Origin of the sequence: Paramesorhizobium salinisoli (genome assembly GCF_003335045.1) — a bacterium.
Lineage (GTDB): Bacteria > Pseudomonadota > Alphaproteobacteria > Rhizobiales > Rhizobiaceae > Paramesorhizobium > Paramesorhizobium salinisoli.
Map to the genome: position 1 here is coordinate 276,508 of NZ_QOZG01000001.1, position 24,995 is coordinate 301,502.

A 24,995-nucleotide genomic window follows, 5' to 3' on the forward strand; every position below is an offset into this window, starting at 1 on the left:
GTCAGCATTTCCATTCATCAAAACGCATTTTTTTGCCATCAAACTGACGCGGAAATGCCATCCGGATTCACGACGAATCCATCGCATGAGGATGGCGTTGTTAGTTCCCCTCAGATGATTTGGCCGAGGAATTCCTGAACGTCCTGTCCTTGCCGGAAAAGGCCAAGGCGTTTGATTTCCCATTGCAGGCGGATGCCGGAATTCTCCAGCACGCGGGCACGCACCGTCTCGCCCAGCGTCTCCAGGTCGTGACCGCTTGCAAGGCCCGTGTTGATCATGAAATTGCAGTGCATCGGCGACATCTGCGCACCGCCGACCATCCGCCCGCGGCAACCGGCCTTGTCGATCTCCTTCCAGGCTGACGAGCCCTCGGGGTTCTTGAAGGTCGAGCCGCCCGTCTTCTCGCGGATCGGCTGCACCGTCTCTCGGTGATGCTGTACGGCGTCCATCGCCGCCCTGATCTCGTCATGTTCGCCCGGCGCCCCCTCGAACAGCGCCGAGGTGAAGATCATATCCTTCGGCACGGAGCAATGGCGGTAGGCATAGCCCATATCGGCATTGGAGAGGATGTGCAGATCGCCCTTGCGGTCGAGCGCCCGCACTTCCACCACGCGCTCGCGCGTCTCGACGCCGTTCGCGCCCGCATTCATGCGCAGCGCGCCGCCGATGCCACCGGGGATCCCGTGGTAGAAATGGAACCCGGCGATACCGGCATCGAGCGCCGCCGCCGCGAGCCGCTTGTCCGGCGTAGCCGTACCGGCGCGAAGCTGCGTCTGCGACACGCGCTCGATCTCGCCGAAGCCCTTGGCTGACAAGCGTATGACGAAGCCCGGAATGCCGCCATCGCGCACCAGCAGGTTGGAGCCTATGCCGACCACCATGACAGGGATTTCCTCCGGCACCGCCCGCAGGAAGGCAGCCAGATCATCTTCATCCGCCGGTTGGAACAGAACTTCCGCTGGTCCGCCGACGCGAAACCAGGTGATCTTGTCCATGTCTGCATTGGGTGTGATCCGTCCCCGCAGGCCCGTGAGCCTGTCGCCGAGCTTCGCTATCAGCGCCGCGCCGTCACCGATCATGCGTTTCCTCCTGCTAATTCCTTTGGCAGCGCATAGGCCCATTGGGTGATGTTGCCCGCGCCGAGACAAACGACGAAATCGCCCGCCTCGCCCACCGAGGTGACCAGTGGGGCGAGCGCCTCGGGACCAGTCACATAGCGTGCATCGCGGTGCCCCGCCGTCTTGATCCGGCTGACCAGCGCTTCGGAATCGATGCCCTCGATCGGCTCTTCGCCCGCCGCATAGACCGGCGCCACGGCAACGATATCCGCATCGTTGAAACAGGCGGCGAAATCGTCGAACAGGCTCGCGAGGCGTGTATAGCGATGCGGCTGGACGATGGCGATGACACGACCCTGCGCCGCCTCCCGCGCCGCCCTCAGCACCGCCTTGATCTCGACGGGATGGTGGCCGTAATCGTCGAATATATCGACGCCCTTCCATGAACCCGTATGGGTAAAGCGCCGCTTGACGCCGCCGAAGGAGGAAAGTCCCTTCTTGATGTCTTCATCGGAGATGCCGAGCTCATGCGCCACCGTGATGGCCGCCGTCGCGTTGGAGACATTGTGGCGGCCGGGCATTGGCAGGCGCAGCCCGGTGATCTCCGAAATCGCGCCGTCCTTGCGCGAGCGGATGACCACGTCGAAATTCGATGACGCGCCATCGACGACATGATTCACGAAACGCACGTCGGCCTGCGGGTTCTCGCCATAGGTGATGACGCGGCGATCCTCGATATGGCTGACCAGCGCCTGCACTTCGGGATGATCGAGGCACATCACGCCGAAGCCGTAGAACGGCACGTTCTCCACGAACTGCCGGAAAGCCTCGCGCACATTGTCGAACGAGCCGTAATGGTCGAGATGTTCCGGGTCGATATTGGTGACGACGGCGATATCGGCGGGCAGCTTCAGGAAGGTGCCGTCGCTTTCATCAGCCTCCACCACCATCCAGTCGCCTGCGCCCATGCGCGCATTGGTGCCATAGGCGTTGATGATGCCACCATTGATGACGGTCGGGTCGAGATTGCCCGCATCGAGCAGCGCGGCGACCATCGAGGTCGTGGTCGTCTTTCCATGCGTGCCGCCGATGGCGACCGCCTGGCGAAAGCGCATCAGCTCGGCCAGCATTTCGGCGCGGCGTACCACCGGCAGCAGGCGCTCGCGCGCCGCAACCAGCTCCGGATTGTTCTTGCGGATCGCCGTCGAGACAACGATGACTTCCGCATCGCCCAGATTTTCCGCCTTATGGCCGACAAACACTTCGATGCCCTTGTCGCGCAGGCGCTGGACATTCGCGCCATCGGCCTGATCCGAGCCCTGAACCCGATAACCGAGATTATGCAGCACCTCGGCGATACCGCTCATGCCGATGCCGCCGATGCCGATGAAATGCACAAGCCCGATATTCAGCGGCATCTTCATGGCATCTCTCCTTCTTTCAATTTCGAAACTGGTCTGCCCGCTGCAATAGCCTCTGCAAGATCGGCAAGCAACCGCGTGGCATCGGGCCTGCCCGCATCTTGCGCGGCCTTTGCCATCGCCGTAAGCCGTGCCGGGTCGGCCATGGCATCGGAAATGATCGAAGCAATCCGCGCAGGATCGAGCTCCGACTGGCGGATGACCTGCGCCCCGCCGGCTGCTTCGAGCGCCGCGGCATTGGCTGCCTGGTCGTGATCAAGCGCATAGGGAAACGGCACCAGCACCGCCGGCCGGCCGATTGCTGCTATCTCCGAAACGGTCGAAGCGCCGGAACGCGAAATGACGAAATGCGCCGCGGCGATGCGTGCCGGCAGGTCTGCGAAGAACGGCGCGACCTCCACCTGCATGCCAAGCTCTTCATAGGCCGCCCTGACCTGAGCTTCATCCTCGGGACGGGCCTGTTGCGTCACCTTGAGCCGGCGCTTCAGATCGTCGGACAAAAGCCGGATTGCCGCGGGAATGGCGGTGGAGAAGAATTGCGCGCCTTGGCTGCCCCCGAACACCAGAAGCCGGAACGGCTCATCGGGCGATGCGGGTTTGTAAGGCTTGCCGGTTTCGGCCAACACGGCCGGACGCACCGGATTTCCGGTCTGCACGGTCTTCGCGGCATAGGTGCCCGCATCTGGCAGGAAGCCGCCGGCAATCGCATTGACACGTCCGGCGAGCCCCTTGTTGGCCCGCCCCATCACCGCATTCTGTTCATGGATGAACGTCGGAATTCCCATCCGGGTCGCCGCATAGAGCGGCGGAAGTGTCGGATAGCCGCCAAAGCCTGCGACAAGCTTGGGCTTGAGCGTGCGGAAAAGTCGCCGCGCATCGAGATTTCCCTGCCAGAGCCGCCACATCGTCCTGGCAAGCGCTATCGGGTTACGTCCCGCAATCGTCGCCGAGCGCACGACATGAACAGCCTTGGCTGGAAAGGTGCCGGCAAAGCGTTGCGCCCGTGCGTCGGTGCCGAGATGCACCTCCCAGCCGCGTGCGGTCAGCTCATGCGCCAGCGCTTCCGCCGGAAACAGATGGCCGCCGGTTCCGCCCGCACAAAGAACGATGATCCCCTTCGACATGTCCTCGCTCCGCCTCAGGATGCCGGAAGCCGGCGGCGTGCGGCGAAATCGAGCGTCGCCGACATGCGCGCCTCCGGCCGCCGCCGCGTCAGCGCAAGCAGTATGCCCATCGAAATGGCCACAGCGATGAGCGATGAGCCGCCATAGGAGATGAAGGGCAGCGTCATGCCCTTGGCGGGCATCAGGTGCAAATTGACCGCCATGTTGATGATCGACTGGAAGCCGAACAGAATGACGATGCCTGACACCGCGAGACGGGTGAACTCGTCGCGCTCTTTCAATGCGATGGAAAGGCCCCGCACCACGATGAAGGCAAAGATCAGCATGATCAGCAGGCAGAGCACGACGCCATATTCCTCCGCGGCCACCGAAAAGATGAAATCCGTATGGCTGTCGGGAATGATGCGCTTGATCGTGCCCTCGCCCGGCCCCTGGCCAAACCAGCCCCCGCGAATGATCGCCTCGCGTCCGGCATCCACCTGAAACGTATCGCCTTCGCCGGTCATGAAGCGATCGATACGGCCCGCGACGTGCGGGAAAACCGTGTAGGCGCCAAAGCCGCCGACAACTGCGCCGGCCCCCAGAACCACGATCCAGAACCATGGCACGCCGGCCATGAAGAACATCGCGCCCCATGTCGCCGCCGTCAGCATCGTCTGGCCGAGATCGGGCTGCGCCACCAGAAGGGCTGCGACTAGCGCGAACAACAGCATGGCGAAGAGATTGCCCGGAATATCGGGACGGCGCTCATGCTCGGCGAAAAGCCAGGCGCAGATGACGACAAAGGCCGGCTTCATGAATTCCGACGGCTGGATCGATATGCCCATAAGCGAAATCCAGCGCCGTGCGCCCTTGACCTCAATGCCGAAAAAAAGCGCCGCGACCATCGCCAGAATGGAAAATACGAGCAGGATCAGTGCAAAACGCCTGATCTCCCGCTGCCCCAGGAAGGAAACCGCGATCATCACGACGAGCGCGGGAATCATGAAGACAATCTGGCGCTCGACGAAATGGAAGCTCGAAAGGCCGATGCGTTCCGCCACGGCCGGGCTTGCGGCGAAGGACAGCAGGATGCCGAGCCCCATCAGCGCCAGGCAAGCTGCCAGGAAATAACGGTCTATCGTCCACCACCAGTTGGCGGCCGGCCCGCGGTCAACACGGCTTACCATCAGCGTCCCCCTTCGATCGGTTGTGCGCTATCGAGCATCATGACGGCTTGGCGAAATACTTCGCCGCGCTTCTCGAAATTCTGGAATTGGTCAAAGCTGGCGCAGGCCGGCGACAGAAGCACCACCGGCTCGGGGCCCTCATCTCTCTCCGCATCGCGCGCCGCGTGATCGACGGCAGCGGCGATCGTGCCCGATATCTCGAACGGCACCGCCTCGCCCAGCGTCGCGGCGAATTGCGGCGCGGCCTCGCCGATGAGATAGGCTTTGGCGACGCGCGGAAAGAAGCCGGAGAGCGAGGTAATGCCACCCTCCTTGGGCAGCCCCCCCACAATCCAGTAGATCCGCTCGAAGGATGAAAGCGCCGGCGCCGCCGCTTCCGCGTTGGTCGCCTTTGAATCATTGACGAACAATACCTTGCCGCGCCGCGCCACCTGCTCCATGCGATGAGCGAGCCCGGGGAAGGATTTCAGACCTGCGCGTATTTCTTCGATATCGAGGCCGACCGCGAGGCAGGCAGCTATTGCTGCAAGCGCGTTCTGCGCATTGTGCTCGCCGCGCAGCGAACCGATCCCTTCGAGCGATGCGATTTCCTCAGCCCGGCCTGCTTTGGCCCGCATCAGTTTCGGCCCATCGGCGTAAAGGCCGCTGTCGATAGGCTGGCGCTTGGAAATACGAATGACGGTCTTGCCGGTGCGCTCCAGTCGATCGGCGATCTGCGCGCAATAGCTGTCATCGATGCCGATGATCGCCCTATCGCTGCCAGCGACCAACGTTTCCTTGATATCGGCATAATGCTGCATGGTGCCGTGCCGGTCGAGATGGTCCGGCGTCAGGTTGAGCAGGATTCCGGCGGTGGGGTTGAGCGAGGGCGCGAGATCGATCTGGTAGGACGAGCATTCGACGACATAATATCTGTCACCGGCGGGCGGATCGAGTGTCATCACCGCCGTGCCGATATTGCCGCCAAGTTGCATGTCGCGGCCCGCCGATTTGATGATATGCGCGATGAGCGCCGTCGTCGTAGATTTGCCGTTCGTTCCCGTAATGGCGATGAAGGGGCTGTCGGGCGCCGTGCGATTGCGTTCGCGCACGAAAAGCTCGATATCGCCGATGATCTCGACACCCGCCGCCCGCGCAAGATCCACCGTCCAGTGCGGGCGCGGATGGGTGAGCGGCACCCCCGGTGAAAGGACGAAAGAGGAAAAATCCTTCCAGTTCGCCTTCCGCAGGTCGCCGGTCGAGATGCCGGCGGCGATGGCGCGCTCCACGCTCGTCGGATTGTCGTCCCACGCCAGCACCGTGGCCCCGCCGGCCATGATCGCCTTGGCGGTGGCGATGCCCGAGCCGCCGAGCCCGAACAGCGCGACGGTCTTTCCCTTCATGGAATGGGCGGGAATCATGCGTTATCTCAGCTTCAGGGTGGAGAGACCGATCAGGGCAAGGATGATCGACACGATCCAGAAACGGATGACCACCTGGCTCTCCGTCCAGCCCTTCTTTTCGAAATGGTGATGGATCGGCGCCATCAGGAAGACGCGCCTGCCGGTCCTCTTGAACCAGGCGACCTGGATGATGACGGAGAGCGCCTCGACGACGAACAGGCCGCCGATGATGGCGAGCACGATCTCATGCTTGGTGGCGACGGCGACCGCGCCGAGCATGCCGCCGAGCGCCAGCGAACCGGTATCGCCCATGAAGATGGCGGCGGGGGGCGCGTTGAACCAGAGGAACCCGAGGCTCGCGCCGATCACGGCCCCCAATACAACAGCTAGTTCGCCTGTGCCCGGCACGAAATGGATCTGCAGGTAATCGGCGAAAATCGCGTTCCCCGAGAGATAGGCGATGACGCCGAACGAGGCGGCGGCGACCATGACAGGCACGATGGCAAGACCGTCAAGACCATCGGTCAGATTGACCGCATTCCCCGCGCCGACCATGACGAAAGCGGCAACCGGGATGAAGAACAGCCCGAGATTGAGCACGAACTCCTTGAGGAAGGGAAACGTCAGCGACGAGGAGAATGGCTCCTGCCCCGCCCGCATGATGAACCATCCGGCGATCGCCGCGATCAGGAATTCGAGGCCGAGCCGCGCCTTGCCGGAAAAGCCCTTGTCCGACTGTTTGGTAACCTTGAGATAGTCGTCATAGAAACCGATGGCGCCGAAGCCGACAGAGACGAGCAGCACAACCCAGACATAGACGCTGGAAAGATTGGCCCACAGGAATGACGAAGCGAGAATTCCCGACAGGATCATCAGGCCACCCATCGTCGGCGTACCGGCCTTCTTGAAATGGGTCTGCGGTCCGTCGGCGCGGATAGGCTGCCCGCGCCCCTGCCGGATGCGCAGCGAATTGATGATCATCGGTCCGAACAGGAAGACCAGCAATGCCGACGTGATCAATGCACCACCCGTGCGGAATGTGATGTAGCGAAACACATTGAACAGCGTCACGTGCTCGGAAAAATAGGTCAGAAGCGTCAGCATACGGATGCGGTCCCCCTCGAGAAATAGCCTATTCGGCCGGCCCTAGGGGCTCGGCAGGCGGATATTTGGCCATCAATGCCCCAACGATCTTGGAGAACCCGATCCCCTTCGACGATTTCACCATGACGACATCGCCGGGACGGACCGCCTTGATAACCAACGGCTGCAATTCCTCGACGCTCTGCCTGTATTCGGTCTGGATTTCAACCGGCAAAGCGGAAGCGAGCACCGACATTTCCGGTCCGCCGATGAAAAGCGTGTTGATCTCTGCGCCCGTTATGGGTTGGGCGAGTTCCCGATGCAGCTTCGCTGCATGGTTGCCCAGTTCCAGCATGTCGCCGAGAACCGCGACCCGACGCCCGCGGCCTTCCGGCTGCGCCGCATGGAGAAGCTCCAGAGCCGCCCGCATCGAGGCGGGATTGGCGTTGTAGCTTTCGTCGATCAGCGTGATGACGCCGTCCGGATGGTGCAGCCTGTGGCGTGCGCCGCGCCCATCCTCGGGCGTCAGGCTGGCAAGCGCCATCGCGACCCTTGCCATGTCGGCGCCCACAAGGTGCGCCGCGCCCAGAACCGCCAGCGCGTTCTGCACGATATGCCGGCCGGGAGCGCCGATCTTGATGGCTACCTCCTCCCCTGCGAGCACCGCCGTCATGCAGGAACAGTTCGGCAGGAGCTTCATGGCGACCGCGCGATAATCGGCGGCCGCATCCTGGCCGAAGCTCCTTATATGCTCCACACCGGCCTCGCGCGCCAATTGCTCCAAAAAGCCGAACAACGCATCGTCCCGGTTTAAAAGCGCATAGCCGCCCGGCACGATCCCTTCGAATATCTCCGCCTTGGCCCTTGCGATCTCTTCCAGATCGTTGAAATGACCGAGATGGGCCGGCGCGATCAGCGTGATGATCGCCACATGCGGGCGCACCATCTTGACCAGCGGACGGATCTCGTCGGGATGGTTCATGCCAATCTCGAACACGCCGTATTCCGTATCCGCCGGCATGCGCGCCAGCGTCAGCGGCACGCCCCAGTGATTGTTGAAGGAAGCAGCCGAAGCGTGCACCTTCCCCACGTCCGCAAGCACATGCCGCAGCGCCTCCTTGGTCGTCGTCTTGCCGACGGAACCCGTGACCGCGATGATCTGCGCCTTGCTGCGCGCGCGCGATGCGATGCCGAGCCGCACCAGGCCCTCCAACACATCGTCGACTACGATCATCGGCACCTGCAATTTGCCGAGCGCCGGAAGCTTCGCCTCCGCCACCACGATCAGGCCGGCGCCAGCCGCCATCGCGGCGGTTACGAAATCATGGCCATCGAACTGGTCGCCCTTGATGGCGAAAAACGCCTCGCCTGATGCAAGTGTGCGCGTATCGATGGAAATCCCGGTGATGCCTTCAGGCAGCGTGCCGACCGGCCTGCCGCCCATCGCATCCACCATGTCGGCCGATGTCCACAGCCATGTCATTTCAGCCGTTCCTTCAAGGCCAGGGCGATCTCGGCATGGTCGGAGAAGGGATGCGTCACGTCGCCGATGATCTGGCCCTCTTCATGTCCCTTGCCCGCCACGATCAGCGTATCGCCAGCTTTCATCATTTCGACAGCCGTGCGTATCGCCAGGCGCCGGTCGCCAATCTCCAGCGCGCCGGGCGCTGCTGCCATGATTTCGGCGCGGATCGCTGCCGGCACTTCCGAGCGCGGATTGTCGTCCGTGACGATGACCACATCGGCAAGCCGCGTCGCGATCTCACCCATCATCGGGCGCTTGCCGGTATCGCGGTCTCCGCCGCAGCCGAAGACCACGATGACGCGGCCCGTGGTAAACGGCCGCACCGATGTCAGCACATTTTCCAGCGCATCCGGCTTGTGCGCGTAATCCACATAGGCCGGAGCTCCATCCTCCGTCGCCCCGACCAGATCGAGACGCCCCGGCGCACCCCTCAGCCGTTCGAGCGCGCGCATGGCAGCCGCGGCCGGAACGCCCGTTGCCATCGCAAGCCCAGCGGAGACCAGCGCGTTGGCAACCTGGAAATCGCCGGCGAGCGGCAAGGAAACCTCGTAGATGTCGGCGCCGATCTTGACTTCCGCATGCTGGCGGAAGCGTTCGTGCTCGACGCGCTTCAGGGCGAGGAACGTGCCCTTGCGACCCACCGTCAAAACCTCATTGCCCGCGGCCCGCGCGGCAGCGATGGCCTGCTGCGAAAACTCGTCATCGGCGAAGATGATCGCAGGCGCGCCCTTGGGCAGCAGCGTATCGAACAGCCGCAATTTGGCGGCGAGATAGTCATCGATCGTCGGATGATAATCCATGTGATCGCGGCCGAGATTGGTGAACGCGCCGGCGGCGAGCTTCACTCCGTCGAGGCGGCGCTGGTCGAGACCGTGCGACGACGCCTCCATCGCCGCATGCGTCACGCCCTCGTCGGCCAGTTCGCGCAGGAGCCGGTGCAGTTCCACCGGATCGGGCGTCGTCAGCGATCCGTAGGCGCTGCGGGTTGGGGAAAATACGCCTGTCGTTCCGATATTCGCCGCCGGAAACCCGGCATCCGCCCAGATCTGCCGGGTAAACGATGCGACCGACGTCTTGCCGCTGGTCCCGGTGACCGCCACCATCATCTCCGGCTGTTTTTCATAAAAGGCGGCGGCGGCGAGCGCCAGGGCGCGGCGCGGATCCTCGACGCGGATCACCGGCACACCAGGCGCGCCTATCTCCGCATCGTGCGCCGCGATGATCGCGACCGCGCCTCGGGAAACGGCATCGGCGGCAAACACGCTGCCGTCCGCCCTGCTGCCTTTCAGCGCCGCGAAAAGATAGCCGCGCTCCGCCTTGCGCGAATCCGAGGTCAGCCCCGTTATATCAACGTCTCCGATGGCCGGATCGGAAAGACTGGCAAGATCGGTAATATGCTTCAACTTCATATAGGGCCCAGACATTGTTTCCCAGACATCGATTCACTTCATGCCAATCATGCCGGCCCGGATATCTCACCCCGCCGGCATGGAATCAGTCGTTGATCTCGTATGAAACCAGCATGGGGGCCGTTTCTTGACCGAAATCGGGCTTAACACCCAAAAATGCTGCGGAACGGCGAATGATATTAGCTGCCATCGGCGCGGCATTGAGGCCTGCAGTGGCGGCGGCCTTGCCTTCTTCCGGTTTTGGCTCGTCTATGATCGTAAGGACGATATAGGTCGGATCGTCCATAGGGAAAGCAGCAAGGAAGGCATTGAACCGCACATCCTTGGAATATCGGCCGTTTACCACCTTTTCCGCCGTGCCGGTCTTACCGCCGACACGATAACCGGGGACCGTCGCGCGCTTGCCTGAACCGCCGGGCGCGGTTGCGTTCAAACGGTAGAGATAGCGCATGTCCTCCGACACCTGCGGATGGATCACCTGCTTGGCGACGGCATCGGCCTGCTCCTGCGTGCGCGGCAGGAATGTCGGCTCGATCAGCTTGCCGCCATTCATCAGCGCCGCGGCGCCGACCGCCGTCTGCAGCGGCGTCGTCATCATGCCATGCCCGAACGCGATCGTCATGGAATGTACCTTCTTCCACACGCGCGGTTCGACCGGACGCGCCACTTCCGGCAGTTCGGTCTGCATACGGTCGAGAAGACCGACTTTTTTCAGGAAGGCCCGGTGACCTTCGATCCCCACCACGTTGGCTTCATGACCGGAGCCGATATTGGAGGAATAGATGAACACCTCCGGCAGGGTCAGCACCCGGCCTTTGCCGTGGAAATCGTGGATTGTCTGCCGTCCGACGCGTAGTGGACGCGACGCGTCGATTTTCGACTGCAAGGTGAACTTGCCGGAATCGAGCGCCATGGCTGTGGTGAAGCTCTTGATCGTCGATCCCATCTCGTAGGTGCCGGCCGACATGCGGTTCAGACGGTCTTTGTCCAAGGCATTGACGGGATTGTTCGGATCGAAATCGGGCACTGAGGCCATCGCCATGACCTCGCCCGTCTTGGCGTTCAGCACCACAGCGCCCGCCGCAATCGCGCGATAGCGCTGCATGGCCTGCACGAGTTCGTCGCGCACGACATGCTGCACGCGCAGATCAATCGAAAGCTTGACCGGCTCCAGTCCCTGCTGGACGGCGAGCCCGGTCGATTGGAGATCCGTCAGTCCCTGCGAGTCGATATATTTCTCCATTCCCGCAATGCCCTGGTTGTCGATATTGACCAGGCCGAGAATGTGCGAGGCGGTCGGACCCCCGGGATAGAAGCGGGTCTTTTCGGTGCGGAAGCCAACGCCGGGAAGACCAAGCGCCATTACCTGGCTTTGCTGGCGCGGCGTCAGGCCGCGCTTGATCCAGACGAAACCGGCGCCGCTCTTCAGCTTGCGATAGGTCGCCTCCCAATCGAGATTGGGCAGGACCGTCGACAGAAGCTCGATCGTCTCGTCGGGATCGACGATGCGTTTTGGTTCGGCAAAGAGCGAAAACGTCTTGATGTCGGTTGCCAGCACCTCGCCGTTGCGGTCGAGGATATCGGGCCGCGAGGCGAGATTCTGAACCGCCGGGCCGTGATAGTCGGCATCCTCGCCACCCTGTGCGGCGTAATAGACAAGCCGGCCGCCAATGATGGCATAGATGCCCATGAAGCAGCCGATGGCCATGATCACGCGGTTGCGTGCCCGGTTTCCGCTTTTCTTGCGCGCGCCGTCGACGGCGATATTGCCCTTATCGGCATTCGCGACCGGCCGCTCGCTCGCGACACTGTCCCTGAACTTTCCGCGCCTGATCCAATTCGCGCCCATTCTACTGTCCCTGCCCTACGCTGCCGGTTTTGATCTGGTCCGGCTTCTTGATGCTCGCCAGAAGTTCGTCGCTCGAGGAGATGATGTTCTCGATATCGTCTGCGGGCCGCTCCGGAATATCCTCGATGCTGCCGATCTGATGGGCGTCGATCGGCTTGAGATCGAGCTCGGATTGATAGACATCGACCAGCTTCTGGAGGCGATTCGGCTGGGTGAGCAGGCTCCAGTCGGCCTTGAGCAGCGTAATCGTATCCTTCTCGAAATTGATCTTTCGCTGCAGCGTGCGGACATCGGCCATCTGCTTTTCCGCGTCGTATTTGATCTTGTAGGTCACGGTCGCCGCAGCGAGCATGATCGTGATCAATATGATGTCGAAGGTACGCAGCACTGGCTAATTCCTGTTCAAATCATTGGCGTCGGGCAGTTTTGGGAGCCCAAAAATCGTGAGATCGGCGGCAAGCGGCGGATTGGCGGTCCGAATAGCAGCACGCAGCTTGGCCGAGCGCGCTCGCGGATTGCGCTCTTCTTCTTCAGGTGAAGGGCCGACCATGCCCTTGCCGAGAGGCGTGAAGCTTGGCAGGCGCTCATGAACCTGTGGCAGATGGCGCGATCCGCCCGTACCGCCCAGCCGATCCGTGAAGAAGCGCTTGACGATGCGGTCCTCCAGCGAATGGAAGGTGACGACCACAAGCCTGCCGCCCGGCTGAAGCGCGCGCTCCGCTGCAAACAGCGCACGCGCCAGTTCGCCGAGTTCGTCATTGACGAAGATGCGCAGCGCCTGGAAAACCCGGGTTGCCGGATGGATCCGGTCCTTCGGATGCCGGCCGACCAGCGCCTCTATCGCATTGGCAAGATCACGGGTTCGCGTGAACGGCTCGCTCACCCGGCGCTTGTCGATCATCCGGGCGATGCGGCCCGCATTCTTCTCCTCACCGAGAAAATTGAAGATGCGGGCGAGATCGCCCAGTTTCAGCCGGTTGACCACATCAGCCGCGCTGACACCCTCGCTGGACATGCGCATGTCCAGCGGCCCGTCCTTCTGGAAGGAAAAGCCCCGCTCCGCCTCGTCGATCTGCATGGATGAAACGCCGATATCGAGAACAATGCCGTCAGGCGTGCCCTGCACCAGCGTGTCGAGCTCGGAAAAGCGGCCCTGAACCAGCGTCAGCCTACCCGGAAATTCCTGCTCCAGGGCACGGCCTGCCGCGATTGCGGTCGGGTCGCGATCGATCGCGGTGACGGAAGCCCCGGCATCAAGGATGCGCCTGGTATAACCGCCCGCGCCGAAGGTCCCGTCAACGATATGCTTGCCGCTTGCCGGCTGAAGCGCCGCGATGACCTCGTCGAGAAGAACCGGAATGTGGCGGGCCGGTCCGCCATCGGCATGAGAACCATCTCCGCCGAGGCCCGCCATCATTCCGTCCCCCTTTGGGGCGGCGCGCCCGCCCCGTTTGCCGTCTGCAGTTCGGCCCGCCGCCGCTCGGCCAGCCTCTCGCGCACTTTCGTGCGATGTTCCTCGAAACGCTCCGGCTGCCACATCTGAAAATGCGTGTTCGCACCCGCAAATGTCACATCCGATGAGATGCCGGTATGTTCCCGGATGAAATCCGTCATCGTGATACGTCCGTCCTGGTCGAGCTTCAGAAAAGTGCCGTCCGCGTGCAGATAGAAGGACATGTCGTCCGCCGTCTCCGCGAAAGGGTCCTCGCTCTCCAGCCGCCCGTCGTACCGGGTCAGGAAATCCGGCCCGCCGACGTCGAATGCCGGCAGATGCAGCGATCGCAACGCATAAAGCTCCGTGTGGCCGGCCTTCTGGATCAACGAACGGAAATGCGCCGGAACGGAGACCCGCCCTTTCGCATCGATCCTGTTCGTCACATGTCCCAGGAACCGGTCCACTACACAATACCACTTCCGCCGCGAAGGGCCGTTTCATCGCAACCCCCTCTCGTCAGGGGCCTCGCCATAAAGCGCGCGAACGAGCGACATCCGGGCCGAGAACCCAGCCTGGCGGCCTGGTGAGACCGCCCCTGACAATGTCGGGAAACACCGTGTCGAACAAACGCTACTGACGATACAAATGGATATCATGGGACACTATGGGCGTCAACGGGATCAAGCTACACGAAGCGGGAAGGCGCCCGACTGTGGGCGCATTTTCCCTCGTTCCTGATTTATCGAATATTAAGCTTAAGGAAGCGTTAGAGCGCTTTCCTCCAGATGAAAGCGGGCGGTGGTCGAGGCGATTTTTACCTGTGAGAAAATCTGCCGATTGCGGGCTGGCGAACTATCGGCCAACCGCCGCCATTCCAGCGATTGCAACCAGGACGGATCTAACGGCGCAGAACAGTTCAAACCATTTTTTTGGGGAACCGCTTCATTTTTCCCGGGTTTCTATCGGGCCCCCTTCAGCGGGAGCAACATCCATCGATATCGGCTCATCACAAACGCGTGCCATCCTCGGCGCGGTCTTGACGAGGCCGTTTCCCGCCCTTATTAATTGCAAATAATTCGCAATTGCATCTTCTGGATCAGGCGAGTCTAGGAATCAAGCAGCATGGATCGACCAGAACCTGAGTTTCCGGATGAATTACTGCTCAAGCGCCGTCCTGAGATGACGTTGAGCGGCTGGCGCCGCGACCGGGGCACTGCTTCCCTTTCCGAGGTCCACAAGTCGGTCCCGGTCAGCAGCGTAGGCCCGAGCTGGCGCAAGGCGCTCGCCTTTTTTGGCCCCGGCTATCTCGTTGCCGTAGGCTATATGGACCCCGGCAACTGGGCCACATCGCTCGCTGGCGGATCGCGCTTCGGCTATGCGCTTCTCGTCGTCGCCCTTATCTCCAATATCATGGCGGTCATACTGCAATCACTTTGCGCCCGCCTCGGCATCGCGACGGGCCGTGATCTGGCACAGGCCTGCCGCGACGCCTACCCACGCGTGGTGTCGTGGCCGCTGTGGCTCATGGCCGAGATCGCCATCTGCGCCACCGACCTGGCCGAGGTCATCGGCACCGCCATCGGCCTCAACCTGCTTTTCGGCATCCCGCTGGAGATCGGCGTGATCATAACCGCGCTCGATGTGTTCCTCATTCTCTATCTGCAGAACAAGGGCTTCCGCTGGGTCGAGGCGCTGGTCATCACCCTCCTGGGCGTCATCGCGGTCTGCTTCCTCATCCAGATCATCATGGCCGATCCGCAATGGGGCGCTGTCATCCGCGGCTTCGCGCCGACGACCGACATCGTGACCAACCCCGACATGCTCTATCTCGCGCTCGGCATCATCGGCGCCACGGTGATGCCGCACAATCTCTATCTCCATTCCGGCATCGTCCAGACGCGCGACTATGGCGAGACGGTGGAGGACAAACGATCAGCCATCCGCTATGCGACGCTCGATTCCACCATCGCGCTCACCTTCGCGCTTGCCGTCAACGCCTCGATCCTCATCCTCGCCGCCGCCAGCTTCCATGCTACTGGCCACACCCATGTCGAGGAATTGGGTGACGCCCATTCCCTGCTCAGCCCGCTGTTGGGTTCGGCAATAGCGCCGAGCCTCTTTGCCATCGCCCTCCTCTGCTGCGGGTTGAACTCCACAGTCACCGCGACCATGGCCGGCCAGATCGTCATGGAAGGCTTCCTCGATATCCGGCTTGCGCCCTGGCTGAGACGCCTCATCACCCGCGTCGTCGCCATCGTGCCCGCCGCCGCCGTCACCATCGCCTATGGCGAAAGCGGCACGGCGAAGCTCCTGATCCTGTCGCAGGTGGTCCTGAGCCTACAGCTTCCCTTCGCCATCATTCCGCTAGTAATGTTCACTGCCAACCGCGGCAAGATGGGCGCGCTCGTCGCGCCGCGCTGGCTCACGGTACTCGCCGCTATCACGACCGTCATCATCGTCGCCCTCAACGTGAATCTGCTCTTCGACTTCATCACGGGATATGGCTCGACTGCAGGGTATTAGGATCGAAAAAGCTACCGGATTAAGTGAAAACAAAGGCTTGCAGTGGCTTCCGGATTCGAGATGAGAGCCAGCCTACTCCTGAAGATTGATGGTCCGCCAGCGCCCCGGCGGCATGCCATATGCCTGCTTGAACTGCCGTGTCATATGGCTCTGGTCGGCAAATCCGCTTGAAAGCGCCGCTTCGGCTAGGGCCGCACCCTGGCGCATTACCCGCTTCGCATGGTCGAGCCGCCGCATGGTCAGATAGCGGTAGGGACTTGTCCCTAATTGCTGGCGGAAATGGCGCGCCAACGCATAGCGATCGAGCCCCGTGATCTCCTCCAGTTGCCCCGATGCGACGGTGCGGCCGAAATTCTCATTGAGAAATTGCCGCGCCCTCTCTACCGCGATGGAGCTGATGGCGGAACTTGACCGCTTGCCGGCGGTTGGATCGCGCGCCAAAAGCGCGTCGGCGATGGCAACGACGATCTGGTCCATCTCCAGCCCTTCCAGCCCGTTATCAAGCGCCGCGAAAGCCGGGCGCAGGGCGACAAGCAGCCGGGGATCATCCGCCGCCACATCGCGCACGAAGGGCAGGCTCCCCGCCCGCTCCCCCAGCGCATCGCGGATCATGAATGGTTCGATATAGAGCATTCGGTAGCGGAAACCTGTTTCCAAACCCGAATGTCCATTATGGACCTCGTCGGGATGGATGACGATGACCTTTCCAGCCGTGCTGTCCACCTTGACGCCACGATAATCGAAGGATTGCACGCCGTTCAGCGTATAGCCGATGGCATAAGTGTCGTGCCGATGCGGATCAAAGGCATGGCCGCCGAAGAAGGCCTCCATCCGCTCCAGCCCAGGTTCGGGCGGCGCAAGCCGGATCCAGTCGTGCGAAGGCGTGCACGATCGTTCAAGACCCGCCTGCACATCTGCGCCAATAACTGCGTTCATGACTGACATTACGCGCTTCGATACCAAAATCGCTATTGTGGTCCGCGACGATCTCGCGACCTGGCAAAAACTCAATGTCGCCAGCTTTCTCGCCGGCGGCCTCGTCGGATCATATCCCGAACTGGCCGGCGAGCGCTACGCCGATGCATCGGGGAAAGACTATGGCCCGCTCATACGCCAGCCGATCCTGATCTTTGCCGCCACCGCCGACGATCTGACAAGAGTCCTGAACCGTGCCACTGAGCGCGGACTGCAACCGTCAATCTATACGCGGGAACTGTTTTCGACGGGCAATGATACGGACAATCGCGCCGCGGTCGCCGCCGTTCCCACCCAAAATCTAGATCTCGCGGGCGTCGCAATCCATGCCGAGCGCAGGATCATCGACAAGATTGTCAAAGGTCTTTCACTGCATCCCTGAAGAAGAGGAAATCGCCCATGGATACCACCATGTCTGATGCAGGCCGGCTCGCCGCCGCATTCGAGGCAATCGACAAATACTGGTCGCCGCGTGTCATCGCGATGGCCAACGGGCAATATGTCAAGATAGCCAAGGTGATGGGAGATTTCGTCTGGCACTGCCATGCGGGGGAAGACGAATTCTTCCTTGTCCATCGCGGCACGTTCGTCCTGCGTTACCGCGATGGAAGCAGCACCGTCCTGAAGACCGGCGACTTCCACGTCATCCCGCGCGGCGTCGAGCATTTCCCTTCGGCGCCGGAAGAAACGTGGATCATTTTCGTTGAACCGGCGGGGACGAAGCACGCCGGCGACAGCGAGACGCAACGGGCGAAATCGATCGAAGAGCAGACCACGCATCTGCGGCACGCTCTCTCTGAACCCGACCGATGAAATGCAAAATGTCAGTTGGCCTGTAAGCCGGGTTCTGTATGGCTGGACTTGCGTCCAACGTGGCAGCCATTCATCTGGGACGGATGTCGCCACCCGCCTCTTGCAACCTACCCGGACGACTGATCCGGAAACAGATCGCCGGGCTTTCACCCGGCACGCCGTCCCTATTCGGTCTTGCTCCCGATGGGGTTTACCGTGCCGTCGCCGTTACCGGAGACGCGGTGGGCTCTTACCCCACCCTTTCACCCTTACCCCGTCATCCCTTATGCCCGGTTTTTGGCATAACGGAAGACGGGGCGGTCTGCTTTCTGTGGCACTTTCCCTGGGGTCACCCCCGCCGGGCGTTACCCGGCATCGTGTTTCCATGGAGCCCGGACTTTCCTCGCCTGCCGCCTTTCGGCATATGACAGGCGCGGCTGCCCGGCCAACTGACAGTGCGTATAAAGGTGCTTCGCGGCCAAAACGCAACAAAAAAGCCGGATTGTCATCCGGCTTTTTTCTGAAAGTTCAATATTTCACGTTTAGAACGAGCGCATATAGACCTTCACCTGGCTGCAATATGCCGCGGAGATCGGGTTCATGCGGGTGGCGCCGTGGCCGGCATTGTACTTGAGGATCGTCCCGCAGGTCGAGCCGCCGCCCAGCTTGCGTGCCATGGCGAGATATTTCATGCCGTACTGCACGTTGGTGGCGGGGTCGTAGAGGCCCGCTGCCGAACCGGTATAGCCGAGCCCACGCGCCGTCGAGAGCTTGACCTGCATGAGGCCAATCTCGCCGGCCGCGCCCCGCGCATCGGCGCGATAGCCACTTTCATGACGCACAACCGCATGGGCGAGCGAGGTCGGAACGCCATAGGTGGCGGCATAGCGGCTGATGATGCCGGCATAGGGCGTCTTACCCGCCGCCGGAGCGGTTACCTTGGCGGAAATCACCTTCTTGGTAACGCCCTCCTTTGAAACGCGCTCGCTCGAAATCTTCCGGAGCGAAACTTTCTGGGGCTTCTTCCTGGCGGACGCCTGCGCGACGTTTTTCCTGGAGGTAGCCTTCCTGGCGGACGCCTTGACAGCTTTCCTGTGCGCAGATGCCGCCTTGCGAGCGGTAGTATGACGTTTTTCCGCCCTTGTTTCTGTCTTGGCTTCGGCTGCTTGCGCGGCTTCTGCCGCTGCTTGCCTTTTTGCCTGTATGATTGCGGCAATGCTTGTCTTTTCGATTGCCGGTGCGCTATAGGCCAAATTTGAGCCAAGCATTCCCACTGCGCCGGCGAGGGCGCACACAAAACTAAATTTTCTTTTCATTAACCTAACCGTTTGGATCTGTTTCAAAAGTCAGGCCGGCACTCGAATGAGAAATCGCCAGCCCAGGCTTTGCCCCTATATGAAGCGGCGGATGCACAATGCCGCCTCAGGAAACATGAGGGTTGATCTGACGGCGAAATGCAGCCGAAGATTGATCCGCAAAATAACTTTAGGTTAACCAGTGTAACAAAAGGCCCTCGCCCGGTATGATGGCGCCGAAAATATTATTTTATATCAGTTACTTAGGACAAAGTGGCGGAAAGCCCAGAAAGTAGCCTGTGCAGCGTCTCGATGGTCGAGATATCCGCGACACCATCAACTTTGTGGGAGCGAAAATGTCGTTGAAACCCCTTTAAGGCCGCTTCCGTCTTCATGTCGAACACGCCATCGATGGGCACATCATAACCGTAAAGTGCCAGCATTGACTGCAGAGCTTCCACCGGTTGCCCTTGATCGCCCGGGGTGAGAAAGCGCCCTCCCCGGATCGGCGATGGCTCGACCCAATGGCCAATGCCGGCGCGATGGAGCCGCTCCCACGGAAACTTCTCACCTGGATCGATCTTGCGCACCGGCGCTATATCTGAATGCGCCAGAACCCGCTCGGGGCGGATGGAATGGCGCGCGCAGATATCCTGGCTCAGCCTGATAACCGCCTCGATCTGCGCATCGGGATAATCCGGAAAATCGCCGCGCGGCCCCTGGTTGACGATCTCAATGCCGACCGAGCATGAATTGATGTCGGTCTCGCCACGCCAGAAGCTGTTTCCCGCATGCCATGCCCGCTTGCTCTCAGGCACCATCTGCACGATCCGGCCATCCTCATGCACCACGTAATGGGCTGAGACTTCGCTCTCGGGACTTGCGAGCAGAGCCTCCGCCGCTTCGCCGCTTTCCATGCCGGTGTAATGCATGATGAGGGTGGTAATTCGCTTTCCGTCCCGGCGTGGGCCGAAATTGGGCGAAGGCCGAACGGACGCTCCCGCGTGATCGGGGACGAAAACGTCTTCTCCTATGGCGGTCATGCGGCTTTCAGTTCTTTCTCGATCTTTTCCCAGGCCCCATTGATCGCCGCTATGCGGTCATTGGCGATGGCCAGGAATTCTCTCGGCACACCCCGCGCGGCCAACCGGTCCGGGTGGTTCTCGGCAGCAAGCTGGCGATAGCGCCGGCGCGCCTCCTCGAAGCTCGCGCTGCGCGGCAGCCCGAGCACGACATAGGGATCGGCATCGCCGAGATGGACATGCCGTGCGGCGATGGCCTGGAAATGCGCCTCGTCGAACCCGAATATCTCGCCGACACGCGTCAGGAACGCCAATTCCCTCTCGTGGACATAATCGTCCGCCTTGGCGATATGGAACAGGCCGTCGAGAATATCCTCGAGGCACTTGCAATTCGGATCCCCCGATCCGCAAAGGGTCGCCATCTGAGCCGCATAGGTTTCATAGCCTGCGGTATCCTGCTTCGCCAGATTATAGAGGCGGGCGACATGCTCCCTTTCCGATTCCGGAATAGAGAATATCTGCTGGAATGCTTCGACCTCGTTACGGGTGACGACACCGTCCGCCTTCGCCATCTTGGCTGAAAGCGCGATCATGGCGATGGAAAAGGATACACGGCGGCGAGTTTCGGGATCGCCCTCGAATGCCGTGCGCACGGCCTCGACAATGCTCGTCAGAGCGCTCGATGCCACATTGGCCACGAAATCACCGACACGAATCCAGATAGACATGAAGGCCTTCTAACCGCAAATACAGGAAACGGCGAGAGGCCGATGCAACCGCCGGAATGGTCTTGAATACGAATCATAAAGCAAATCACGCCAAAACGGGAGCCGGTTTTTCCACCCGGACTTTCATGAACAACCAGATGCCCACGTCGATAAAGCGGACGGCCGGCGCTGTGGCCGGCCGTCACGTTCGGTCGGCTAGCAGCACCTTACTGCACGCCGAGCGCCTTCTGTGCCGCGTCAGCTGCCGCCTCGCCGGCCTGCGTGATCAGAGCATCGCTCTGTCCCGCGGCCCTCGCCGCGGCTTCCGCAGCGGTGCGGGCATCGCCTATGGCCGCGGTCTTCTGGGCAGGCGTCATCGACTTCACCAGTTCCTCGGCGGTCTTCATCGCCTCGGCCTCTGTGGATGATCCTGCGGCAGCGGCTGCCGTCGGCTGGGTTGTCTGTGCTTCGGACGCCTGTTGGCTGTCAGAGCAACCGGCAAGTGCTGCCAGTGAAACTGCAGCAATTGCGAGAATGAAATTCTTATTCATAATATATCCCTCTGTCGTAGCATGCGTTTCATGCAGCGTTATTATCCACAGAAAGATTAAGGAAAAAATTTCCGCATTATTTTAATTTTCAACACTTTATCCGTATATTTCCGGGAAAACGCGGGAAATCATCCGAGTATTCGAAAAAGATACTTGGTAAAATTTGATAACAACATGAAATATTCTGTTTCATAAGTGGAAGCGGCCCAGCACAGCCGGACCGCTTCTCTGTTTTGCCAAATTAGTACCGGCTATTCGCACATCTCTTGGGAGAGTTTTACTGGCTGGGCGAAGAACCAGGCGTCGTGCCGGGCTGCGCCGGAGCCGGATCGGTGGCCGGAGGTGTCGCGTTCTGCTCGGTATTGGGCTGCGTCGCCGGAGCCTGGTCAGGCTGCGTGGCGTTAGTCGTTGTATTGTCGGTGCTATCGCTGCAGGCTGCGAGCCCCAGAACCGAAAGAGCGGCAACCGATGCGATAAGAAGCTTCTTCATTGATATTCTCCTTCGTCTTCAGATAAGCCCGCCCGAATGGGCAAAGCCAACTTCGCAGTCAAAACGGGCAGCTTGGTGAAAGGTTCTCTCAACTTCTCTTACGCGCCGTTACATACCGGAGCCTGCCCCAGCCGACATTGACAAACCAGCTCGGGCCGGACACCCGCCGCAGCCGCCGGCCTGGCAGAGAGCCCGGACCGCGAACGGGCGATTGGGCCACCAGCATTTGATGGCTCGTCACGGGGTTGTTACATCCCGGTGCTAGGCGGAACGAACTCTCTCCCAGAAAGGGATTCGTGCGCCATGCCCGAGATCAGGTCCACAATGAAGCAAGCCGCCCCGCGCAATGAAAAGCTCAACCGCGCCGTGCGTCAAAATTCGCTTTTCTCCAAAGCGGGCGTATCCGAACGACTTTTTGCCCATGTCTTCAAGGGGCTGGTCTATCCCCAGATATGGGAGGATCCGGAAGTGGACATGGCGGCGCTGGAGATTGGCCCCGGCCACCGCATCGTCACCATCGCATCCGGCGGCTGCAACGCGCTTTCCTATCTCACCGCCGATCCGGCCAGCGTCGAGGCGGTCGACTTGAACCAGGCGCATGTGGCATTCAACCGGCTGAAACTTGCAGCCCTCGCCCATCTGCCCAATTACGATGCCTTTTACCGTTTCTATGGCACCGCCGACGACAAGACCAATCTGCAGGCCTATGAGCGATTCATTCAGCCGCATCTCGATCCGCAAAGCCGCGCCTATTGGGAAAAGCGGATGCTCTCGGGCCGTCGCCGCATTTCGATCTTCTGGCGCGATCTCTACCGTCACGGCCTGCTCGGCGTATTCATCGGCATGGGCCATCGCGTCGCCCGCCTCTACGGCATCGATCCGCGAGATATCCTGAAGGCGCGCACCATCGAGGAGCAGCGCACCTTCTTCGACACAGCCCTGGCGCCCCTCTTCGACAAACGCATGATCCGCTGGGCAACGGCCCGCAAATCCTCGCTCTTCGGCCTGGGCATCCCCCCACAGCAATATGATGCGCTGGCGACCGCCGGTAATGGCGACATGGCGGCCATCCTGCGCGGCCGGCTGGAAAAGCTTGCCTGCGGATTCCCGCTGGCAGACAATTATTTCGCCTGGCAAGCCTTTGGCCGCGGCTATAGCGCCGATGCCGAAACCGGTCCGCTGCCGCCTTATCTCTCCCGCGCCAATTTCGACAAGGTGCGGACACGCGTGGCCCGCATGAGCGTCGTCAATGCCTCCTATACGGAGTTCCTTGCCGCAAAGCCCGATGCGTCGGTAGACCGCTTCATCCTGCTCGATGCGCAGGACTGGATGAATGATGCGCAGTTGAACGATGTCTGGCGCGAGATCACCCGCACGGCGGCGCCCGGCGCACGCGTCATCTTCCGCACTGCCGCCGAGCCGAGCATCCTGCCTGGCCGCGTAGATCCCGCCATTCTCGCCCGCTGGGGCTATCGGGAGGAATTGTCGCGCGAACTCCACGACCGCGACCGCTCCTCCATCTATGGCGGGTTCCATCTCTACCATCTGGTCTGAAGGACGTCCGGCATGTTCGGCAAGGTTGAGAAGATCGATCATGGAAGCCTGATGGACCGCGTCTATCGCCGGCAGCGCCATGTCTACGACGCGACGCGAAAATATTATCTGCTCGGGCGCGACCAGATGATTGCCGGTCTTGATATTCCCTCGGGCGGCAGCGTTCTCGAAATCGGCTGTGGCACCGGGCGCAATCTTATCAAGACGATGAATCTGTTTCCCAGCGCACATCTCTACGGCATTGATATCTCCCGTGAAATGCTCGACACCGCGCAGAAGGCGGCAGAGCGCGCGGGTATCGCCGACAGGCTTAAGCTGGCCTATGCCGACGCCGCCCGCTTTGATCCGCAGGCGCTATTCGGGCGCAAGGATTTCGACCGCATCTTCATCTCCTATGCCGTGTCGATGATCCCGCAATGGCAGGCGGTGATGCGCGAAGCGGTGGCGCATCTGGCGCCGGGCGGCGAACTCCATATCGTTGATTTCGGCGACCAGAAAAGGCTGCCGCGCTGGTTTCGGGCCGTCCTCTATCGATGGCTGGAATTGTTCCACGTCACGCCGCGCAACGATCTCTTTGTGCTAGCAAGCTCGATCGCCGCCGGCACCGGCGCAAAGGCCGAGGCGCGCGCACTCTATCGCGGCTTTGCCTGGATTTCAGTCATACGGTGTCCATAAGTTTTTTCAGGTCATGAATTCGGATGACGGCCAGCGGCGGATCGCGTAACGCTTTATAAACGCTGTTTCCAATATGGCCTTTTCCATGAAGCGCACCGCCACCGTTATGCTGTCCCTGTTCCTGTCTGCATTGTCTTTATCTGCATGCACGACGGTGGATTACGATTTTTCCGAGCCGGCAAAAACCGTCAGGACGGAGCGTAAAGTCACGTTTGCCTATCCTGCCGTCCGGGCGCCGAAATTCGGCGACCGCAAACCGCATGAGTGGAAGGGCAAGACCCCCTGGCACTATGCAGTCCATGGGACCGATGTCTCCAAATATCAGAGTTCCATCGATTGGAAGACCGCGCGCGAAAGCGGTATTTCCTTCGTCTTCATCAAGGCGACGGAAGGCGGCGACCGGGCGGATGAACGCTTTGCCGAACATTGGTCCAAGGCGCGTGCGGTCGGAATGCCACGCGGCGCTTATCATTTCTTTTATTTCTGCCGACCGGCAATCGAGCAGGCGCAATGGTTCATCCGCCATGTGCCGCGCGATCCCGGCGCCTTGCCGCCGGTCCTTGACATGGAGTGGAACCATCTGTCGCCCACCTGCAAGCGGCGCCCCGAAGCAAGCGTCGTACGCCGCGAAATGCAAGTTTTCCTCGATATGGTCGAACGCCATTACGGCAAGCGCCCGATCATCTATACGACGGTCGATTTCTTCGACGAGAACGGTCTGGAGAGCATGAAGGAATACCCCTTCTGGCTGCGGTCCGTCGCGGGGCATCCGAGCGAAAAATACGGCTCCCATCCCTGGACCTTCTGGCAATATACGGGGACCGGTAAAGTGCCCGGTATTGACGGCGATGCCGATATAAACGTCTTCGCCGGAAGCCCCGAGCAATGGCGTAACTGGGTCGAGGGCAAAAAGCGCTGATTTCAGCGCCGTCCCGGCCATTATATCAGCCGCAGTC

24 protein-coding genes and 1 other RNA gene are annotated in these 24,995 nt (G+C 61.1%); 6 read left to right on the forward strand and 19 right to left on the reverse strand.

What is annotated here, in order from left to right; all coding sequences use genetic code 11:
- Positions 1-110 precede the first annotated feature (110 nt).
- The 12 genes from murB to mraZ form a co-directional block, all read right to left on the reverse strand.
- Positions 111-1,079 carry a UDP-N-acetylmuramate dehydrogenase gene (gene murB / locus DUT91_RS01285; RefSeq protein WP_114438560.1) on the reverse strand — a complete coding sequence of 323 codons (969 nt, stop codon included), beginning with the start codon at positions 1,077-1,079 and terminating at the stop codon, positions 111-113.
- Positions 1,076-2,482, reverse strand: a complete 1,407-nt coding sequence (gene murC / locus DUT91_RS01290) for a UDP-N-acetylmuramate--L-alanine ligase (RefSeq protein WP_114438561.1) — start codon at positions 2,480-2,482, stop codon at positions 1,076-1,078. Before murC ends, murB begins: the two co-directional genes overlap by 4 nt.
- Positions 2,479-3,603: an undecaprenyldiphospho-muramoylpentapeptide beta-N-acetylglucosaminyltransferase gene (gene murG / locus DUT91_RS01295; RefSeq protein WP_114438562.1), complete on the reverse strand. Its 1,125-nt coding sequence runs from the start codon at positions 3,601-3,603 to the stop codon at positions 2,479-2,481. The genes murC and murG overlap by 4 nt, the downstream gene beginning before the upstream one ends.
- A 14-nt stretch (positions 3,604-3,617) precedes the next feature.
- On the reverse strand, positions 3,618-4,772 hold the full coding sequence (gene ftsW, locus DUT91_RS01300) for a putative lipid II flippase FtsW (RefSeq protein WP_114438563.1): 1,155 nt from the start codon (positions 4,770-4,772) through the stop codon (positions 3,618-3,620).
- Positions 4,772-6,172 carry a UDP-N-acetylmuramoyl-L-alanine--D-glutamate ligase gene (gene murD / locus DUT91_RS01305; RefSeq protein WP_114438564.1) on the reverse strand — a complete coding sequence of 467 codons (1,401 nt, stop codon included), beginning with the start codon at positions 6,170-6,172 and terminating at the stop codon, positions 4,772-4,774. The genes ftsW and murD overlap by 1 nt, the downstream gene beginning before the upstream one ends.
- Positions 6,173-6,175: 3 nt before the next feature.
- Positions 6,176-7,258 carry a phospho-N-acetylmuramoyl-pentapeptide-transferase gene (gene mraY / locus DUT91_RS01310; protein ID WP_114438565.1) on the reverse strand — a complete coding sequence of 361 codons (1,083 nt, stop codon included), beginning with the start codon at positions 7,256-7,258 and terminating at the stop codon, positions 6,176-6,178.
- 28 nt (positions 7,259-7,286) lie between these two features.
- The gene (locus tag DUT91_RS01315; RefSeq protein WP_114438566.1) at positions 7,287-8,720 is read right to left on the reverse strand and encodes a UDP-N-acetylmuramoylalanyl-D-glutamyl-2,6-diaminopimelate--D-alanyl-D-alanine ligase; all 1,434 of its coding nucleotides are present in this window, start codon (positions 8,718-8,720) and stop codon (positions 7,287-7,289) included.
- Positions 8,717-10,171, reverse strand: coding sequence for a UDP-N-acetylmuramoyl-L-alanyl-D-glutamate--2,6-diaminopimelate ligase (locus tag DUT91_RS01320; protein WP_114438567.1), 1,455 nt, complete (start codon positions 10,169-10,171; stop codon positions 8,717-8,719). Before DUT91_RS01320 ends, DUT91_RS01315 begins: the two co-directional genes overlap by 4 nt.
- An 85-nt stretch (positions 10,172-10,256) precedes the next feature.
- Positions 10,257-12,020, reverse strand: a complete 1,764-nt coding sequence (locus tag DUT91_RS01325; protein ID WP_114438568.1) for a peptidoglycan D,D-transpeptidase FtsI family protein — start codon at positions 12,018-12,020, stop codon at positions 10,257-10,259.
- A 1-nt stretch (position 12,021) separates the two neighbouring features.
- Positions 12,022-12,408 (reverse strand): cell division protein FtsL, encoded by a 387-nt coding sequence (gene ftsL / locus DUT91_RS01330; RefSeq protein WP_114438569.1) that lies wholly within the window; start codon positions 12,406-12,408, stop codon positions 12,022-12,024.
- A 3-nt stretch (positions 12,409-12,411) separates the two neighbouring features.
- Entirely contained in the window at positions 12,412-13,437 is a 1,026-nt protein-coding gene (rsmH, locus tag DUT91_RS01335; protein ID WP_200834866.1) for a 16S rRNA (cytosine(1402)-N(4))-methyltransferase RsmH, read from the reverse strand.
- Entirely contained in the window at positions 13,434-13,919 is a 486-nt protein-coding gene (gene mraZ / locus DUT91_RS01340) for a division/cell wall cluster transcriptional repressor MraZ (RefSeq protein ID WP_114438570.1), read from the reverse strand. Before mraZ ends, rsmH begins: the two co-directional genes overlap by 4 nt.
- A 715-nt stretch (positions 13,920-14,634) precedes the next feature.
- Between mraZ and DUT91_RS01345 the strand changes: the two genes are divergently transcribed.
- Positions 14,635-15,978 carry an Nramp family divalent metal transporter gene (locus DUT91_RS01345; RefSeq protein WP_114438975.1) on the forward strand — a complete coding sequence of 448 codons (1,344 nt, stop codon included), beginning with the start codon at positions 14,635-14,637 and terminating at the stop codon, positions 15,976-15,978.
- 72 nt (positions 15,979-16,050) lie between these two features.
- Here DUT91_RS01345 and DUT91_RS01350 read toward each other — a convergent pair whose 3' ends face one another.
- The gene (locus DUT91_RS01350) at positions 16,051-16,914 is read right to left on the reverse strand and encodes an AraC family transcriptional regulator (RefSeq protein WP_200834867.1); all 864 of its coding nucleotides are present in this window, start codon (positions 16,912-16,914) and stop codon (positions 16,051-16,053) included.
- Between DUT91_RS01350 and DUT91_RS01355 the strand changes: the two genes are divergently transcribed.
- Positions 16,913-17,335 (forward strand): DUF2000 domain-containing protein, encoded by a 423-nt coding sequence (locus DUT91_RS01355; RefSeq protein ID WP_114438976.1) that lies wholly within the window; start codon positions 16,913-16,915, stop codon positions 17,333-17,335. The genes DUT91_RS01350 and DUT91_RS01355 overlap by 2 nt on opposite strands.
- A 17-nt stretch (positions 17,336-17,352) precedes the next feature.
- Positions 17,353-17,766, forward strand: a complete 414-nt coding sequence (locus DUT91_RS01360) for a cupin domain-containing protein (RefSeq protein WP_245419432.1) — start codon at positions 17,353-17,355, stop codon at positions 17,764-17,766.
- Positions 17,767-17,773: 7 nt separating this feature from the next.
- Here DUT91_RS01360 and rnpB read toward each other — a convergent pair.
- The 6 genes from rnpB to DUT91_RS01390 form a co-directional block, all read right to left on the reverse strand.
- Positions 17,774-18,198: RNase P RNA component class A (gene rnpB / locus DUT91_RS01365), an RNA gene on the reverse strand.
- Positions 18,199-18,287: 89 nt separating this feature from the next.
- Positions 18,288-19,061, reverse strand: coding sequence for a lytic transglycosylase domain-containing protein (locus DUT91_RS01370; RefSeq protein WP_114438572.1), 774 nt, complete (start codon positions 19,059-19,061; stop codon positions 18,288-18,290).
- Between the two features lie 242 nt (positions 19,062-19,303).
- On the reverse strand, positions 19,304-20,083 hold the full coding sequence (locus DUT91_RS01375) for a peptidoglycan recognition protein family protein (RefSeq protein ID WP_114438573.1): 780 nt from the start codon (positions 20,081-20,083) through the stop codon (positions 19,304-19,306).
- The gene (locus DUT91_RS01380) at positions 20,080-20,790 is read right to left on the reverse strand and encodes a J domain-containing protein (RefSeq protein ID WP_114438574.1); all 711 of its coding nucleotides are present in this window, start codon (positions 20,788-20,790) and stop codon (positions 20,080-20,082) included. The genes DUT91_RS01375 and DUT91_RS01380 overlap by 4 nt, the downstream gene beginning before the upstream one ends.
- A 206-nt stretch (positions 20,791-20,996) precedes the next feature.
- On the reverse strand, positions 20,997-21,320 hold the full coding sequence (locus tag DUT91_RS01385) for a hypothetical protein (RefSeq protein ID WP_114438575.1): 324 nt from the start codon (positions 21,318-21,320) through the stop codon (positions 20,997-20,999).
- A 277-nt stretch (positions 21,321-21,597) separates the two neighbouring features.
- The gene (locus tag DUT91_RS01390) at positions 21,598-21,810 is read right to left on the reverse strand and encodes a hypothetical protein (RefSeq protein WP_114438576.1); all 213 of its coding nucleotides are present in this window, start codon (positions 21,808-21,810) and stop codon (positions 21,598-21,600) included.
- A 303-nt stretch (positions 21,811-22,113) separates the two neighbouring features.
- On the opposite strand from DUT91_RS01390, the gene DUT91_RS01395 reads away from it, so the two are divergent.
- The 3 genes from DUT91_RS01395 (at position 22,114) to DUT91_RS01405 (ending at position 24,958) form a co-directional block, all read left to right on the forward strand.
- A complete protein-coding gene (locus tag DUT91_RS01395) occupies positions 22,114-23,364 on the forward strand; it encodes a BtaA family protein (protein WP_245419433.1) in 1,251 nt (416 codons plus the stop codon).
- 12 nt (positions 23,365-23,376) lie between these two features.
- Positions 23,377-24,039: a class I SAM-dependent methyltransferase gene (locus DUT91_RS01400; RefSeq protein WP_114438577.1), complete on the forward strand. Its 663-nt coding sequence runs from the start codon at positions 23,377-23,379 to the stop codon at positions 24,037-24,039.
- An 85-nt stretch (positions 24,040-24,124) separates the two neighbouring features.
- On the forward strand, positions 24,125-24,958 hold the full coding sequence (locus tag DUT91_RS01405; RefSeq protein WP_114438979.1) for a glycoside hydrolase family 25 protein: 834 nt from the start codon (positions 24,125-24,127) through the stop codon (positions 24,956-24,958).
- Positions 24,959-24,995 lie beyond the last annotated feature (37 nt).

Excerpts from the sequence above, each read along its gene's own strand:
- murB (WP_114438560.1), bottom strand. The coding sequence starts at position 1,079 with ATGATCGGTGACGGCGCGGCGCTGATAGCGAAGCTCGGCGACAGGCTC.
- murC (WP_114438561.1), bottom strand. The coding sequence starts at position 2,482 with ATGAAGATGCCGCTGAATATCGGGCTTGTGCATTTCATCGGCATCGGC.
- murG (WP_114438562.1), bottom strand. The coding sequence starts at position 3,603 with ATGTCGAAGGGGATCATCGTTCTTTGTGCGGGCGGAACCGGCGGCCAT.
- ftsW (WP_114438563.1), bottom strand. The coding sequence starts at position 4,772 with ATGGTAAGCCGTGTTGACCGCGGGCCGGCCGCCAACTGGTGGTGGACG.
- murD (WP_114438564.1), bottom strand. The coding sequence starts at position 6,172 with ATGATTCCCGCCCATTCCATGAAGGGAAAGACCGTCGCGCTGTTCGGG.
- mraY (WP_114438565.1), bottom strand. The coding sequence starts at position 7,258 with ATGCTGACGCTTCTGACCTATTTTTCCGAGCACGTGACGCTGTTCAAT.
- DUT91_RS01315 (WP_114438566.1), bottom strand. The coding sequence starts at position 8,720 with ATGACATGGCTGTGGACATCGGCCGACATGGTGGATGCGATGGGCGGC.
- DUT91_RS01320 (WP_114438567.1), bottom strand. The coding sequence starts at position 10,171 with ATGAAGTTGAAGCATATTACCGATCTTGCCAGTCTTTCCGATCCGGCC.
- DUT91_RS01325 (WP_114438568.1), bottom strand. The coding sequence starts at position 12,020 with ATGGGCGCGAATTGGATCAGGCGCGGAAAGTTCAGGGACAGTGTCGCG.
- rsmH (WP_200834866.1), bottom strand. The coding sequence starts at position 13,437 with ATGATGGCGGGCCTCGGCGGAGATGGTTCTCATGCCGATGGCGGACCG.
- DUT91_RS01345 (WP_114438975.1), top strand. The coding sequence starts at position 14,635 with ATGACGTTGAGCGGCTGGCGCCGCGACCGGGGCACTGCTTCCCTTTCC.
- DUT91_RS01355 (WP_114438976.1), top strand. The coding sequence starts at position 16,913 with ATGACTGACATTACGCGCTTCGATACCAAAATCGCTATTGTGGTCCGC.
- DUT91_RS01350 (WP_200834867.1), bottom strand. The coding sequence starts at position 16,914 with ATGAACGCAGTTATTGGCGCAGATGTGCAGGCGGGTCTTGAACGATCG.
- DUT91_RS01360 (WP_245419432.1), top strand. The coding sequence starts at position 17,353 with ATGGATACCACCATGTCTGATGCAGGCCGGCTCGCCGCCGCATTCGAG.
- DUT91_RS01370 (WP_114438572.1), bottom strand. The coding sequence starts at position 19,061 with ATGAAAAGAAAATTTAGTTTTGTGTGCGCCCTCGCCGGCGCAGTGGGA.
- DUT91_RS01375 (WP_114438573.1), bottom strand. The coding sequence starts at position 20,083 with ATGACCGCCATAGGAGAAGACGTTTTCGTCCCCGATCACGCGGGAGCG.
- DUT91_RS01380 (WP_114438574.1), bottom strand. The coding sequence starts at position 20,790 with ATGTCTATCTGGATTCGTGTCGGTGATTTCGTGGCCAATGTGGCATCG.
- DUT91_RS01385 (WP_114438575.1), bottom strand. The coding sequence starts at position 21,320 with ATGAATAAGAATTTCATTCTCGCAATTGCTGCAGTTTCACTGGCAGCA.
- DUT91_RS01390 (WP_114438576.1), bottom strand. The coding sequence starts at position 21,810 with ATGAAGAAGCTTCTTATCGCATCGGTTGCCGCTCTTTCGGTTCTGGGG.
- DUT91_RS01395 (WP_245419433.1), top strand. The coding sequence starts at position 22,114 with ATGCCCGAGATCAGGTCCACAATGAAGCAAGCCGCCCCGCGCAATGAA.
- DUT91_RS01400 (WP_114438577.1), top strand. The coding sequence starts at position 23,377 with ATGTTCGGCAAGGTTGAGAAGATCGATCATGGAAGCCTGATGGACCGC.
- DUT91_RS01405 (WP_114438979.1), top strand. The coding sequence starts at position 24,125 with ATGAAGCGCACCGCCACCGTTATGCTGTCCCTGTTCCTGTCTGCATTG.